The organism is Streptomyces chattanoogensis (genome assembly GCF_001294335.1).
In the GTDB taxonomy this organism is placed as follows: Bacteria; Actinomycetota; Actinomycetes; order Streptomycetales; family Streptomycetaceae; genus Streptomyces; species Streptomyces chattanoogensis.
This window is the reverse complement of the sequence record NZ_LGKG01000196.1, coordinates 395,259-410,348: the sequence shown is the minus strand read 5'-3', so window position 1 is coordinate 410,348 and position 15,090 is coordinate 395,259. Positions and strand designations below refer to the sequence as shown.

The window sequence follows — 15,090 nt, the reverse complement described above, 5'->3', positions numbered from 1 at the left end:
GAACGCGGGCAGGGCGGGCGGGAGGAAGGCGGGCAGGGCGGGCGGGAAGTGGGCAGCCATCTGCTGCGCCCCAGCGTCCCCCGCCTCGTCCCGGTCGCCCTGCGGGCCCTGCGCCGCGAGGCCCGCTGGTCCTCCCACATCTTCCGGCACGCCCTGCGCGTCAGCGCCGTGGCCGTCTGCGGCTATCTCCTGGGCACCGCCCTCCCCTTCGGCCACGGCTACTGGGCGCCGCTCACCTCCGTCATGGTGATGCGCCCCGACTTCGGCCAGACCTACTCGCGCGGTGTGGCCCGCTTCAGCGGCACCCTCGTCGGCGTCGCCATCAGCGGCGGGGTCATGGCCCTGGCCCACCCCGGCCCCGCTGTCTGCGCCGGGCTCGCCGTCGTCTTCGTCTTCCTCATGTACCTGCTGATGCGCACCGGCGTCTCGGTCACCTCGGCCTGCGTGGCCGGATATGTCATCTTCCTGCTCGGCATCGCCGGCGAGGGCTGGACCCAGACCGTCGCGGAACGCGTGGTGCTCACCCTGCTCGGCGGGCTGCTCGCCATGCTCTCGTACGCGCTCTTCCCGGCCTGGGAAACGCCCAGGCTGCGCGAGCGCCTCGCCGAATGGCTGGAGGCCAACGGCCGTTATGCGCTCGCCGTACTGGACCGCTACGCCCGGCCCGCCGAACGCCGCCCCCGGCAGGTCCGCGAGGCCCTCCTCGACGCCCGTGCGGCCCGCGCCGCCTGGGAGGAGAGTGAGGCCCGCGCGGAAAAGGAACCCGTGCGCCACCGCGGCCTCTCCCGCACCTCGGCCACCGCGGCCGGCGCCGCCCTCGCCACCATGGGCCGGGTCACGATGATCATGGAGGCCCATCTCCCCGACAACGACGCCGAACCGTCCCCCGGCGCCGCCGCCTTCGCCGCCGAACTCCGCCCGTCCCTGGAGCGCGCCGCCCATGCCGTACGGGAACGCGACCGGCTGGACTGGAGCGCGCTGCGCGCCGTATGGGAGCGCTGGGACGCCGAATCTGAGAGCCAGGGCGTCGCACTCCGTGCCGCGGAGCTCCTCCTGGATGCCCTCGACGACCTCGCGGAGGCGGTGGAGGGTTCGGCCGCGACGGATACGGAAGGAACCATTCCGCCCGCCCAGTAGTCTTGTTGAGTGCCCGCAATGGACACCTTTGCCTTCGGTGCGGTAAAGGTTCCCTCTGCTCCGCAATGCCCGAAGTTTGTCACCCAGTCGAGAGAGCACCCGATCTCCCCATGGCGTCCAGCACTTCCTCGAGAGCGTCGTCCGGCCACACCGCCGACGGATCCCCCGACCGGCCCGCGGCACCGTCCGGCGCCTACGACATCGGCATCGACCTCGGTACCGCCAACACCCTGGTCTACGCGCGCGGCAAGGGCGTGGTGCTGAACGAGCCGTCCGTCGTCGCCGTCAACGTCACCGGCGAGGTCATCGCCGTCGGCTCGGACGCCAAGCGCACCATCGGCCGCACCCCCTCCGGGATCACCGCGATGCGCCCCCTGCGCGAAGGCGTCATCGCCGATTTCACCGCCGCCGAGCAGATGCTGCGCGCCCTGATGAAGAAGGCCCTGCCCAGCCGCCGGTTCGCCAGGCCGCGGGTGGTCATCTGCGTCCCCTCCGGCATCACCGGCGTCGAGCGCCGTGCCGTCATCGACTCCGCCCGCAGCGCCGGAGCCCGCGAAGTCCACCTCATCGAGGAGCCGATGGCCGCCGCGATCGGCGCCGGCCTCCCCGTCGACGAACCCGTCGGCTGCATGGTGGTGGACATCGGCGGCGGCACCACCGAGGTCGCCGTCGTCTCCATGGGCGGCCTGGTCACCGCCCAGTCCGTACGGATCGCCGGCGACGCCCTGGACGCCGCCATCGCCGCGCACGTCAAGAAGAAGCACGCCCTGGCCATCGGCGAACGCACCGCCGAGGACATCAAGATGGCCATCGGCTCGGCGGCCCGGGTCCCGGCTCCGCGCGCCGCCTCCGACTCTTCCCCCGACTCCTCCGCCGACGCCGCTTCCGACGCTCCCTCCGGCACCGCCTCCGATGTCGCCTCCGACACCGACGAGGGCGGCGCACCGCAGCGCCGCACCTCCTTCACCGTCCGGGGCCGCGACCACATCAGCGGTCTGCCCCGCATCCAGGAAATCACCGAGGAGGAGATCCGCGAGGCGCTCACCGAGCCCGTCGACGCCATCATCCGCGCCGTCCACCACACCCTCGACGCCTGCCCGCCGGAGCTCTCCGGCGACATCATCGAGCGCGGTATCGCCCTGACCGGCGGCGGCGCCCTGCTACGGGGCCTGGATCTGCGACTGCAGCAGGAAATGGGGGTCCCGGTGACGGTCGCCGACCAGCCGCTGGACTGCGTCGTCAACGGCACCGCCAAGTGCGTCGACGAATTCGCCTCGCTGCACGGCATGCTGACGGGCGCGAAGGAACGGCCGCGCAGGACGGTGCGGTTGTAGCCGTAGGGGACGGGCCGTGGGGCGGGCTACGGGGCGGCCCGGCGCGCGATATACGCCTCCAGGCCGTCCAGGATGCGCTCCAGTCCGAACTCCAGGGACTGGTCGCGGGAATCGGTCTCCGCGGCGGAGGCGAGGGCGGCGGTCAGGGCCGGGAACCGGTCGGAGCGCCCGACGAGCAGTTCGTTCAGCAGCGCGCTCATCACCTGCTCGGGCTCCTTGGCCTGCGTGCTGCCCAGTCCCAGTGAAGCCGACACCTGTGTGATGGCCCGGATGTGGCCGGTCACGACGACCACGGCGTCCAGCTGCTCGCCGCCGTTGAGGCCGGTGTCCGCGAGTGCGGCGAGGGCGCGTTCGGTCCAGCCGAGCTCGTTGGGCCCCATGATGCGCGGGCCGGTGGCCGCCTCCAGGAGCCAGGGGTGACGCCGGAAGGCCGCCGCCAGCTGCTCGGCCCAGTCGCGCAGCGCGGTCCGCCAGTTGCCGGCGGCGCCGTCGGCCGGGGCGGGCGGTTCCCCCATGGCGGTGTCGACCATCAGGGCCACCAGCTCCGTCTTGCCCGGGACATAGCGGTACAAGGACATCTTGGTGAAGTCCAGTTCGCCCGCGACCCGCTGCATGGAGACCGCCCCGAGCCCGCCGAGATCGGCGATGGCCATGGCCGTACGTGTGATCCGCTCCAGGCTCAGCCCCGGCTTCGGGCCACGGCTGGGCCGCTCACGCCCGCCCCACAGCAGCTCCACGCTGCCCGCCTGCTCCCCGAACACGCTGCGCTTCTCGTCATCTCCCGCCACCCCCGCATCCTAAATCCGCTCACCGAACTGTTTCCGAGGTACACAAATCAGTGTCCGTCGGATACAGTTTCTTGTGTCGGTGTCATTCACGAGGGTCGGCCGACGACGGACCGGCCCCTTCGCGGGGGAGCATGCGATGACGCAGCCACCAATCACGACCACGACCACGGCTTCGGCTCGACCGCAGACGGTCCTGATCTCCGGCGCCAGCGTGGCGGGCCCGGCCCTGGCCTACTGGCTCGCGCGCTACGGCTACCGGCCCACCGTGATCGAGGTGGCCCCGGCTCTGCGCGGCGGCGGCTTCGCGGTCGACTTCCGCGGTGCGGTGCAGCTGTCCGTACTGCAGCGGATGGGCGTCCTGGACGCCATCAGGAGCCGGGCCACCGGCGGCAGTCCCATGACCTTCATCGATGCCCGGGGTGATGAACTGGCCGCGATGCCACCGGAGTTCGCGGGCGGCGAGCTGGAGATCCTCCGCTCGGAGCTCTCCCGCATCCTCTACGAGCACAGCCTCCGCGTCCCCGTCGGCGGCCCCGGCTCTCCAGGATGCGCAGCCGCCGCCACCGAGTACCTCTTCGGCGACTCCCTCACCTCCCTGACCGAGGCCGACGACGGCGTTCATGTCACCTTCGAACGCGGCGCACCGCGCACCTTCGACCTCGTGGTCGGCGCGGACGGCCTGCACTCCACGGTCCGCCGGCTCACCTTCGGCCCGGAGGAGGAATTCGTCAGCCACCTCGGCTATTACGTGGCCGGCTGGGATCTGCCGCAGGACGCCGCCGGGCTCGGCGCCCGACCGGTCGGCTACTCCGAGCCCGGCCGTCTGGCAACCGTCGGCCGGGCTCCCCGGCGCACCGCCGAGCCGGGTTACGCGGGCGAGACCTTCTGCGTCTTCGCATCCCAGGGGGAGCTGTCCTACGACCGCCGCGATCCGCAGTCCCAGAAGAAGGCGATAGCCCAGGCGTACACGGGCGCCGGCTGGCGGACACCGGAGGTGATCGACACCGTGTGGGCCGCGGACGACCTCTACTTCGACTCCATCAGCCGGGTCGATGTCCCGCACTGGTCCACCGGCCGCATCGCCCTGCTGGGCGACGCCGCATACGGCGCCACGCTGGGCGGCATGGGCACCGGCTCCGCGGCGGTCGGCGCCTACGTCCTGGCGGGCGAGCTGGCCCTGGCGGACGGTGACCACACCGCGGCCTTCACCCGCTACGAAGAGCTCCTCCGCCCGTATGTGACCGCATGTCAGGAAGGCGGCCGATACACAGGCGAATTCCTCGCCCCGGCAACCCAGGAGGCAATAGACGCCCGCAACGCAGCCCTGAACGACCCCGCCACCGTCCAAGCCCTGCTCGACCAGGGCCACACTCTCTCCGCCGCCCTCACCCTCCCGGACTACCCGGCCCTGCTCGGTGCGGCGCCCACCCAGACCGGCCCCCATCAGCCCCACCCCGACCGATAGCGTTGTTGTCGATGTCGATGTCGATGTCGATGTCGATGTCGATGACGGGGCAGGGCACTCGTGTGCAAGGGGGGACCGACGGCATGGTGGATCTCGTCGTGATGGTGACGGGGGCTCTTGGGGCGGTGGCCGGTTCCATGGCCAATGAAGCCGGGAAGCGTGCCTGGGAGTCGGTGGGGGTGTTGGCGCGGCGGATAGCCGGGCGAGAGGTGGCGGCGCCCGTCGGAAGCGCTGAGCGTGAGGCGCTGGCGGAGCTGTTGGTGGAGGGGGCGCGGCGCGACCAGGTGCACGCCCGGGCGCTGGACGCATGGCTGCGCAGCGCTCCCCGGCCCGGGGGCGTGGCTGCCGTGCCGCGCAGGCTGCCCAGCTCCGTACGGTTTTTCACCGACCGTCAGACCGCGATGAAGCGGATCGACCGTGAGGCGGGACGGAAGGCCGACGGGCGTCCGCGGGTGGTGCTGATTCACGGCCCCGAGGGGATCGGGACCAGCGCGCTGGCCGTGCACTGGGGCTGTGCGCATGGGGACCGGTTCCCCGACGGCCAGCTGTATATGGACCTGCGCGGGCCTTCCGCGGTCGCCGCGCTGGATCAGGGCACCGTACTGCGCGGTCTTCTGCAGCAGCTGGGGTTCGCCGACGACGGGATTCCGCCGGCGGTCGAGGACCGGGCGGATCTGTACCGCACGAGCATCGGTGACCGCCGGCTGCTTGTCGTCCTTGATCACGCCCGGTCCGCGGCGCAGGTGCAGCCGCTGCTGACGTCGGCGCCAGGGGTGTTCACGGTCGTGGTGGCCCGGCGGCCGCTGAGCGGGCTGGACGCGGTGCCCGTTCCCGTCGGGCCGCTGGCCGACAACGACGCCCGCGCTCTGCTGGGCCTGCTCACCGACAAGGAAACCCTGACCGCGGCGGGCGTCGCACTGCCACAGGTGCTGGCCAGATGCGCCGGCTCACCGTTCGCCCTGCGCGCGGCCGCCGTACGGCTGGCCGAGCCGCCCCGCCCGGACCAGGAGCCCGCCGTGTACGACAACGACCCCGCCACCCGTCCCTCGAGCGACCCCACCCACACCCCCACCACCGACCCCGCCGACGACCCGGTACGGCACGCCGCCGAGGACGCGTACCAGGAGCTGGGGCCGGGCGCCGGGCGCCTCTACCGGCTGCTGGCGCTGCGTCCGTGGCCCGCCGTCGGGGCTGCCTCGGCGGCCGCCATCGCCGGCATCGGCGAACCGGAAGCCGAAGCGCTGCTGGCAGAGTTGGCCGACCGCCGGCTGCTGGAGACCACAGCCGCGGGCCGCTACCGCTTCCGCCCCTCCGTGCGGCGCCATGCCGAAGCGGCCGCCGTGCGCGAGGACGGCATCGCCGCCTGCTCCGCCGCCGTCTCGCGCGGCGTGGCCTGGGCCCTGCGCTTCGCGGTCCGTGCCGACCGCGCTGTACTCCCGCAGCGCTGGCACCTGGGCCCCCTGTACGACCGGCTGGAGCCGGGCCCGTATTCCACCCCGGGCGAGGCGCTGGCCGCGCTCGGCGGCGAGCTCGGCCAGATCCTCGAAGCGGTGCGGGCCGCGGAGGAGTTCGAGGACCGTGACTCCGTGGTCCAGCTCTGCGAGGCCCTGTGGTCGGTACAGCTCAAGACCGGCCGGCACGACGAGCTGCTCCCCGCGCTCCGGTCCGGCGTGCGCGCCGCCGACCGCGGTACGGAGAGCGCGTCGCCCGCCGCCTGCCGGATGGCCGGCCGGATGTACACCCAACTCGCGCTGGCCCTGGTGGAGCTGCGCCGGTACGAGGAAGCGGAAGCGGAGCTGCTGGCCGCGGCCCGCGCCGAAGAGCGCGCGGGACATCTCCGTGGCCAGGCCACCGCCGTGGAGACGCTGGGGCTGCTGAGGCTGCGGCAGTGGCGCTTCCAGGATGCCTACGAGCGTTTCGACGAGGCCGACGGCCTGCTGCTGGCCATAGGCGAGGACGGTGAGGGGGCCGCCGATGTGCCGCGTGCCCGCGCGCTGCTGGAGCGCCATCGGGGGCGGGCACTCCGGGGCCTCGGCCGCTGGGCCGAGTCCCGGCAGCGGCTGGCGCGGGCGCTGCGCTTCTTCCGCGACAGCGCCGAGGCGTACAACACGGCCCGCACGCTCACCGACCTCGCCGAGACCCACCTGGACGCCGGCGATCCGGCCGCCGCACGCCCGCCGCTCGAGGAGGCGATCTCCCTGCTCAGGGACGAGGGGGCGGGCTTCCACCTCGGCCACCTGGAGGCGTTGCGCCGGCGGTGCGAAGCGGCGTGACCTACCCGGACAGGGCGACCGTCAGCCGGGCGGCGTGACCGTCACCCGGTGGGCCGTGCCGCCGGTGTGTACGGACAGCCCGCGCGCCACCAGGTCGTCAAGTGCCGCACCACCCGCCAGCGCGGCGTACAGCGCGGAGGCACAGGCGGCCGGATCGGGACCGGACGGCGGGCCGGCGATCCGCAGCACCGCACCCGCCCGGGTGCGTACGGTGCAGGCGTCGGGGGCCGTGATGTACGCCGCGAGCGCGCAGTTCGGCCACCGCGCCAGGACCTCCGCGCCCCACCTGTCCGGCGGGCCCAGCCGGGGATCGTCCGCCGCCCCGTAGCGGAAGATCACATCGGCCGGTGCCACCGCGTCGTGCTCGGCCTGGTCCTCGTGCACGGCCAGATGGGCCGCCCCGCCCCCCGTCTGCGTCGCGTCCCCGGCCGGCTCGTAGGCGGGCTCGGCGAACCGCCGTACCGCGATACCGCCGCCCTCCACCGGCCGGGTCAGCACCCGCATCGGAGCGGTGCGCAGCGGCGGTTCGTACGGCGGAAGGGGCAGCGGGTCGAGCGTCGCGGGTTCGACGGGTTCGGGTATCCCGATGAGGCCGTAGAACAACTCCCGCAGCAGTGCCGCGGATTTGCCGGGTACGGATGTGGTCAGCTCCGCGGGGCCCGGGAGGGGGCGGTGCCCGGCGATCAGCGTCTCGATCTGGTGCGGCAGCGGGGCGTGGGGGTCGAGGCGGGGGGCCGTACGGACGAAGCCGGCCACCGGGGAGTGCGGGTCGAGCCCGGCCAGCGGTGCGGCGCCCAGGAGGACGGGGGTGCCCAGGGCGGCGGCGTAGTACGTCACCGAGCCGTGGTCCCCGATGACCGCGTCGGCGGCGATCAGCGCCTGCCGCCAGCCCTCCAGCGGGTCCAGCAGGGTCAGGCCGCCGCGCCGCGCGCGGTGCAGCCAGGCCCTGATCTGGCCGGGGCCGTGTCCGTGCCAGATGTTGGGGTGCAGTACGGCCGCGAGGCGGTAGTCGTCCGCGGCGAGTTCGCCGGTCAGGCGGGGGAGGAGGGAGGGGAGCAGGTCCTCGGCGCCGCCGTCACCGAAGAGCGACTCCGGATTCCAGGTGGAGTTGAGGATCAGCAGCCGCTGGCCGTCGCGGACGCCGAGCGCCCGGCGGAAGCGGTCGCGGTGCGGGAGGGCGGCCAGCATCCGGTCGAAGCAGGGGTCCCCGGCGAGTACGGCCGTGGGGACGGCGCGGGGGCAGGCGGTACGCAGACGCGCCAGCTGTTCGGGGTGGGAGAGGACCATCGCCTGCGCGACGGGGGAGCCGTCGTCCGCGAGCAGCCACTCCTCCGACATCCCGAACACCGGCGCACCGTCCGGACCCGGCTCCCGGCTCCCGGCTCCCGGCTCCCGGCTCCCGGCTCCCGGCTCCCGGCGTGGCCAGCGTCTTATTGTATCCAACGCCATGGGAAAGGACCGCCAACTCCCCTTGGATGCGGTGCAGTTGGCCTCCGAAACTCGCCGAGACCGCCAGGTCCACCGGCGTCTGCAGCGCCTGCGACCACGGCAGCACCGGTACGCCGACCCCGGCCAGCAGCTCCGCCACCCCGGCCTGGAACGGCGACGATTCCGTACAGGTCGCCAGCATCTGCACCCGCAGGTCGTCCCGGAACAGCGGCAGTACGTCCAGCAGCCGGGTCGCGGAGGTCACGTTGTGCACGACGAACAGCACGCGCAGGCAGCGTCCCCGGGTGTCCCACCGCCCCGCCTCGGCCCCGACGGGAACCCGTATCCAGCCGTCCCGCCGCTCGCCCACCGCACCCCCTCGTCACCCGGCCCGCCGCGCCGGCGCCGTCTCTCCGGCCCGTCACGATATCCGCGGACCGGTCGGGGCGGCCGCGTACCCCCGGCGTACGGCTGACGGGAAGGTCCGGCACCGGGGCATACGGACCCGCGGGCCCCACGGCCGAAGCGCCACCGGCTCACGCGTCAAGTTGCCTTATACGGCGATGAGTTGGTGCAGAGCGCCTGGGGCGAGCGGCTGCCCCGCAGTGGGGCACCGGTGGGCAAACGGGTGACCGCGCGCTGGGTCCCGTGACCCGACCAGGGGGAATTCTCGTTTCCCTCTCGGAGGAAGGTTTGTCCGAGGGAGTGTCATGTGAGTCGTCAGCGGCTTTTATCCGGTCCGGGCTCGCACCGGGCGGGCCGCATCGCCACCCGATTTCCTATTTTCCTATTTCCCTTCCGCATTCCATGCCGCCGACGCCGAAAAGGTGCAGAGGTCGACACAAAGTGCACAAGGGGGTGAAATCCCGCATTGACTACTGACGGTGTGTATATCCTTACTATCAGTAGTCTCGCAGGTCTCCGTGTACATGTAATGAAGGGTCAAAGGTTCCATGCGCAAACTTCACAACGTCGTGATCGTCGTCGCAGCGGCCGGTGCGCTGTCGACCATCGGCGCCGGCGTCAGCTTCGCCGACGGCTACGGGTACCAGGGTGGCGGCCCGCAGGTCACTGCATGGGCCACTTCGCAGTCCGCTGCGGGGGCCAGTGCGCAGGGTGCCTACCCGCACCACGAGATGGCCCCGCAGCAGCCCGCCCCGCAGTACTACGCCCCTCAGGCCCCCGCGCCGCAGCAGCCCGCCCCCCAGTACTACGCCCCTCAGGCCCCCGCGCCGCAGCCTGCCCCGCAGCAGCCCGCGCCGCAGGTCTACGCCCCGCAGGCGCCCGCGCCGCAGCAGCCCGCCCCCCAGTCGTGGCCGGGAAAGGAAAAGGGCAAGGAAACCAAGATCAAGCAGAGCACCTCGTGCCGCACGCACGACCTGAACGTCAACATCCTCGGCCAGGTCGGGCTCCTCAACGGTGTGCTGGGCAACGCGCTCAACGGTGAGGGCCACCCGGGCAAGCAGAGCACCAGGCAGGGCTCGAGCCTGGGCTGCAACAACACCGCCCTCGCCAAGTAATCGCCCTCGGCAGGCAGACCCTCCAGAAAACCAGTGAAAGGGGTCCCGGCGTCCGAGCCACAGGCCCGGCGCCGGGGCCCGTTTTCCGATCCTCTTCAGGGCCCGGGCGCACACCGGTACGCGGTGACCGCGCCCGGGCATCGATCGCAAAGGAACGCCGCACATGTTCAGTCGTAAGAAGATCGCAGCCGTCTCGGCGCTCCTGGGCGCCGCCGCCGTGACCTGCGCCGGTGCCACCCAGGCGTATGCCGGAGACTCCTCGGGCGACTGCACCCGCGCCGCGTCGGGCGACCGCACCTGCGTCTACAAGGGCCAGGCCGTCCACCGGAGCAAGGACGGCAAGATCATCATCAAGCAGCGGAAGAGCTGCTCGACGGTCGCCCGCGACCGCGTGCTGTGGCCCGAACTCGGCTTCCTGGGCAGCGGGGCCACGAAGGCCGGCCCGATCGTGCACTGCTCCAACACGGTCCGGCTGCCCCAGCACATCAAGCTGCCGCACTTCGGGATCTGAGGAGCGAACGGCGGACGGCCGGACCGGGTTGATCCCGCGTCCGGCACTACGGTTCCGGGCGGATGCGGACCGCCCCGCCGTCGACGGCCCCCGGCGGCCCGCACTCCGCGGCCGCGGCCGGCGGGCCGTCGCGGCGCCTCACCCTGGCGGCCGTCACCGGGTGCGCGCGGCGAAAGCTCTGCTGATGATGTTCGGCATGGGGCTTCAAACAGAGCACAACGGACGCGAGCCGGCGGGCGCGAGCAGGGATGTCACCAGGCCTGAGGCACCACAGGGGAGCACCCCGCGCCCGGAGAACGCCGCGAGCGCCGGGGGTCCCGGGACGGAGGTCGGCACGGTCTTCGTCAGCGGTATGCACAGTGGCCCGAACCCCTCGCCGGGCCTGAGCGTCGCCCGTTCCCTGCGTCTCGCCCGGCCCGGACTCCGGATCGTCGGGCTGGACTATTCGCGGGAGAGTTCGGGCCTGCACTCGGAGCTTCTCGACGACCTGGTCTGTCTCCCCGCATGGCGCGAGGCGCACCTCCCCACGTGGATCGAGCAGATGGACCGCCTTCTGGAGCCCGAGGACGCGGTCCTGATCCCCTGTCTGGATCTGGAAGTCCGGCTGCTGGCACGGGAGCTCGGCTCCCATGACCGGATCCTGGGGCCCTCGAAGGCCGCACTGGAGCTGGTGGGCAAACCTCCGGTCGAAGCGGCGGAACGGCTCGGCCTGCGCGCCGCGGAGTACGAGACCGACACCAGCTGGGAGGCCATCGACCGGTTCATCCGCCGGTCCCCGTACGGGGTGTGGGTCAAGGGCCAGCACTACGACGCACACCGCGCCTACACCGCCGGGGCCGCGCTGGCCCTGGGCGATGTGGTCCAGCGGACGTGGGGCGGCAGCTGGCATCTGGAAGCGCATGTGGCCGGCCAGGAGTGCAGCATCGCGTTCTGCGGTCTGGACGGCCGGCTGCTCGACGCGGTCTTCATCACCAAGGCGATGGTCACGACCGAGGGCAAGACCTGGGCCGGCGAGGTCGCCGAGCTGGACGAGGCCATGCGCGAGCGGCTGGCGGACCTGGTCGCCGACGCCGGGTGGACCGGCGCCGGCGAACTGGAGCTCATCCGCAGCTGGAGCGGCGAACTGACGCTCATGGAGATCAATCCGCGCTTCCCCGCCTGGATCCACGGCACCTCGGTGTGCGGCGCCAACCTGCCCGCCGCCCTGGTCGCGGGACGGCCCGCCGACCGCGGCAGACGGCTCACGCCGGGTTTCACCCGCGTGGTGGAGGAGATCCCGGTCCACCCGGCCCTGGGCATCACCCCCATCGCCTGGGTCGCCGGCGGAATCTCCCGTCCGGGCGACAAGCGGCATTCGGGAATGCCGTCGCTGGGCCAACGGCGCCTGCTCCCGCCCGAGGACGCCGACGAGCCGGTCGAGAGCCACCCGAACCCGGGATCCGCCGCACGGATCGGCGTGGCTGCCGAATACGCGGGAGCAGGAGAAACGGCGGATTTCGCGGAATCGGTGGAAACGGCCGAATGCGCGGGGGCGGTGGGGGCGCCCGCACACAACGGGATGCCGGCCGGGCGCGTGGAAGGACGGCCCGCACCTGCGGAACGGCCGGCCACCCGGACAAAGGAACCGGCCGCGCACACCGAAGGCTTCGAGAGGCTGCTCGACCCCCCGGGGAACGCGGCCACTCCGTACCGGCAGGTCCTCCTTCCCCTTTTCACCGAGCGGGTCCAGGCCCTGCGGCAGGAAGTGGAGGGGATCGGCCGGGTGCTCCTCGCGCACAGCGTGAAGACCTGCCCGCAGCCCGCCGTCCTGCGTGAGGCCGCGCGGCTCGGTCTGGCCGCCGAGGCGATCAGCCTGGCCGAGCTCGAAGCGGCCGAGCGGCACGGCATGGCGCCGGAACGCGCGATCCTCAACGGGCCCGCGAAATGGTGGCCCGCCACCGACCGCGTCCGCTGCTTCGCCTTCTTCGCCGACTCCCTGGCGGAACTGAGCAGGCTCGGTGACCTTCTGGACAACGGCTTCCAGCTGGAAGCCGAGGTCGTCGGGGTGCGTGTCGCGCCCACCGGGCTCATCAGCCGCTTCGGCGTCCCGCTGCACGAGCGCGACACCATGGTGGAGGCGGCCCGGCTGCTCGGCACCCTCGCCGATCGCCTCGGAGCCGGATGGGGGATGCACTTCCACTTCGCCCAGAGCGTCCTGGGCGCACCGCGCTGGGAGCGCGAATGCGTGGCGGCGCTCAGTGCGGCCGATCCCCTGGCGGACCTGCTGGGCGGGCCACCGGCCGTACTGGACATCGGCGGCGGCTGGCATGTCGACGACCTGTCGTATCTGCGCGCCTCGCTGGACTATGTGCGCGCGAACGGTCCCGCCGCCGCCCGCGACGGCGATCCGCTGCTGGTGATGGAGCCGGGCAAGCTCCTCACCCAGCCGTCGGCCGCGGTGGTGACACAGGTTCTGGCGCGCCGGGCATCGCACCGCGGCTATGACATCGTCGTCGACGCGGCCGAAGGCGATATGCCCGAGGCGCCCTTCCATCCACATCCCGTGGCCAGGTTCGACGGCTCCCGCTGGGAACCGCTGCGCCCCGGCTGGAGCTGGATTCTGGGCAGGTCCTGCATGGAACACGACGTGCTGTCGGTCCGGCTGGACCTCACCGACGTCCGGGAGGGCGACTACCTCGCATTCGGCATGTGCGGCGGATACGACACCTCCATGGCCTACGAGTTCGGGCGCGGGACCGCGCCGCGGGAATTGGGGCAGCCATGAGTGGACTGATGGGGGATCTGAAGCGGTTCGACCGGATCGAACTGTCCCAGGTGGCCAGTCACCCGAAGGCGTGCTGCGAGATGGTCAAGCACAGCGTGTTCGCCCAGCTCATGCACTACGGGGACACAGGGACCGCGCTCGCCGCCGTCCCCGGGCTCTTCCGGTGGGGGCCCGTGCAGTGGCCGGCGCACTGGTGTGACCTGGTGGACCACGGTGACCTCGTCGGCGACTGCGGGGTGCACGCCGATGTGGCGGCGGCGCTCCTCACCCGGAAGTCCGTACCGCACACGCGGGCCCGCGCCGCGGTGCTGACCCCGCCGATGGCCCCCGCGCACTGGCGGGCCGTCTGGAACGAGGCGCAGGTCAACGACGCGTGGATCGGGCGGAACACGGTGCACCACGAGGTGCTCCGGGTCGGGAACCGCTGGTGGGACCCGAGCGACGCCCGCTGGTTCTCGGGGCCGGGGGCACACACGGGGAGCGGACACGTCCTCGCTCTCCGCGAGGACGGCGGGCAGTGGCAGCTCGCCCCTGAAACGGCGGCCCCTGACGCTTCGCCGACGGCCCACGATCCTGACGCTCCGTCAAAGCCGCACGCCCCGGAACACCCGCACGCCGTGTCCTCGACACACCCTCTGCCCTCGACACACGCCCTGCCGCAAGGCGTCCTGCCGTAGGGCCGGACGCGGCGGTGCGCCGCGGTCCGTGCGCAGAGCGGGCCCCACCTCCCGCAGCGGGCACGGCGGCGTACCCGGACCGCCTAGGAGGCACCGTGATCACCCCCGACACCTGGAAGCCGGACGGACCCGACACCACCGCGGAGCCCCCCGCGCTGCCCGGCCCGGTCCGCCTCGCGGCACAGCTGGTCCGCAGCTTCGGCCAGTTCAGCCTGCTGACGAATGTCTGGACCGGTGTCCTGTTCACGCTCGCGCTCTTCGTGAGCAGCTGGCAGGGGGGCGTCTTCGGGCTGCTGGGCGCCGTGGTCGCCACCGCGACCGCGTACGCGGTGGGTGTCGACCGGTACATCATCGACATGGGAACGCAGGGCTTCTGCGGCTGTCTGACCGGCATCGCCCTGTACGTCTTCCTGGGCCCCCACCCCTCGACATACCTGCTGACCATCGGCGGTGCCGTCGTCTGCGTACTGGCCTTCGCGGCGCTGACCGCCCTGGTGGCGCCCTGGCGGCTGCCGGTGCTGACCGCGCCGTTCTGTGTGGTCGTCGGAGCGGTACTGGCGGCGGCCCCGGCCTTCACCCGGGTCTGGCCCGGCGGCAGCACCGCGGCTCTGCCGATCGCCGCCGCCCCCGGCACGGCGTACACCTGGACCGACCTGTGGCACGGGTTCTTCGCCAACATCTCCCAGGTCGGCCTGTCGGCACACTGGTACGTCGGCGCGATCATGCTGGTGGGGCTCTTCGTCGGCGGGATCCGCTACGGGCTGGCCGCCGTCGCCGGCAGTGCCGTGGCCGTACTCCTGTCCTGGGCCCTGGGCGCCCCGCCGGCTGCGGTCGCCGCGGGCGTCTACGGCTACAACGCGGTCCTCGTGGCCGTCGCCATGGGCGGCCTGTTCCTTGCCAGGACGGTGCCGAACGCGCTGTACACCCTGGTGGCCGTCGCCGTCACGACGGTTCTGACGGCCGCCCTGAACGCCTACTTCGCGCCGTTCGGCGGACGCACCCTCAGCTGGCCCTTCGTCATCACCACCTGGCTGTTCCTCGCCGCGGCGGCGTCCTTCCCCCGGATCCGGCGCATCGCCTGACCGGCCGCGGCGCCGGGCCCGGACGGCCCGCGCGCCGGCCGCACGCTCAGAACAAGGCCCCGGTGTCCGGCCTGTGGCTCGGACACCGGGGCTCTTTTCCGCTACTGGCCG

11 protein-coding genes are annotated in these 15,090 nt (G+C 72.6%); 9 read left to right on the top strand and 2 right to left on the bottom strand.

From position 1 onward, the window contains the following. The coding region (locus ADL29_RS38280; RefSeq protein ID WP_211274467.1) for an FUSC family protein at nucleotides 1–1,137 on the top strand (1,137 nt) is incomplete at its 5' end. A 110-nt stretch (nucleotides 1,138–1,247) separates the two neighbouring features. Further along, nucleotides 1,248–2,471 (top strand): rod shape-determining protein, encoded by a 1,224-nt coding sequence (mreB, locus tag ADL29_RS38275; protein ID WP_078971588.1) that lies wholly within the window; start codon nucleotides 1,248–1,250, stop codon nucleotides 2,469–2,471. A 26-nt stretch (nucleotides 2,472–2,497) separates the two neighbouring features. Here mreB and ADL29_RS38270 read toward each other — a convergent pair whose 3' ends face one another. Continuing rightward, on the bottom strand, nucleotides 2,498–3,259 hold the full coding sequence (locus ADL29_RS38270; protein WP_245689800.1) for a TetR/AcrR family transcriptional regulator: 762 nt from the start codon (nucleotides 3,257–3,259) through the stop codon (nucleotides 2,498–2,500). Nucleotides 3,260–3,395: 136 nt separating this feature from the next. Here ADL29_RS38270 and ADL29_RS38265 point away from each other — a divergent pair, with 136 nt between their 5' ends. Together ADL29_RS38265 and ADL29_RS38260 are read left to right on the top strand one after the other, a co-directional pair. Then, the gene (locus tag ADL29_RS38265) at nucleotides 3,396–4,724 is read left to right on the top strand and encodes an FAD-dependent monooxygenase (protein WP_053928050.1); all 1,329 of its coding nucleotides are present in this window, start codon (nucleotides 3,396–3,398) and stop codon (nucleotides 4,722–4,724) included. 11 nt (nucleotides 4,725–4,735) lie between these two features. Next, complete coding sequence (locus ADL29_RS38260) at nucleotides 4,736–6,997, top strand: tetratricopeptide repeat protein (protein WP_245689799.1); 2,262 nt, start codon at nucleotides 4,736–4,738, stop codon at nucleotides 6,995–6,997. A 21-nt stretch (nucleotides 6,998–7,018) separates the two neighbouring features. On the opposite strand, the gene ADL29_RS38255 is transcribed toward ADL29_RS38260, so the two are convergent. After that, entirely contained in the window at nucleotides 7,019–8,335 is a 1,317-nt protein-coding gene (locus tag ADL29_RS38255; protein ID WP_063788615.1) for a hypothetical protein, read from the bottom strand. Nucleotides 8,336–9,378: 1,043 nt separating this feature from the next. On the opposite strand from ADL29_RS38255, the gene ADL29_RS43210 reads away from it, so the two are divergent. The 5 genes from ADL29_RS43210 to ADL29_RS38230 all read left to right on the top strand — a co-directional run bounded on the left by ADL29_RS43210 (nucleotide 9,379) and on the right by ADL29_RS38230 (nucleotide 14,979). Further along, on the top strand, nucleotides 9,379–9,945 hold the full coding sequence (locus tag ADL29_RS43210; protein WP_053928048.1) for a hypothetical protein: 567 nt from the start codon (nucleotides 9,379–9,381) through the stop codon (nucleotides 9,943–9,945). A 163-nt stretch (nucleotides 9,946–10,108) separates the two neighbouring features. Continuing rightward, nucleotides 10,109–10,456: a hypothetical protein gene (locus tag ADL29_RS38245; protein WP_053928047.1), complete on the top strand. Its 348-nt coding sequence runs from the start codon at nucleotides 10,109–10,111 to the stop codon at nucleotides 10,454–10,456. A gap of 196 nt (nucleotides 10,457–10,652) precedes the next feature. Further along, nucleotides 10,653–13,220, top strand: coding sequence for a hypothetical protein (locus tag ADL29_RS38240; protein WP_157878679.1), 2,568 nt, complete (start codon nucleotides 10,653–10,655; stop codon nucleotides 13,218–13,220). Continuing rightward, on the top strand, nucleotides 13,217–13,897 hold the full coding sequence (locus tag ADL29_RS38235) for a hypothetical protein (RefSeq protein ID WP_157878678.1): 681 nt from the start codon (nucleotides 13,217–13,219) through the stop codon (nucleotides 13,895–13,897). The genes ADL29_RS38240 and ADL29_RS38235 overlap by 4 nt, the downstream gene beginning before the upstream one ends. A 95-nt stretch (nucleotides 13,898–13,992) precedes the next feature. Next, nucleotides 13,993–14,979 carry an urea transporter gene (locus ADL29_RS38230; RefSeq protein WP_245689798.1) on the top strand — a complete coding sequence of 329 codons (987 nt, stop codon included), beginning with the start codon at nucleotides 13,993–13,995 and terminating at the stop codon, nucleotides 14,977–14,979. Nucleotides 14,980–15,090: the final 111 nt, after the last annotated feature.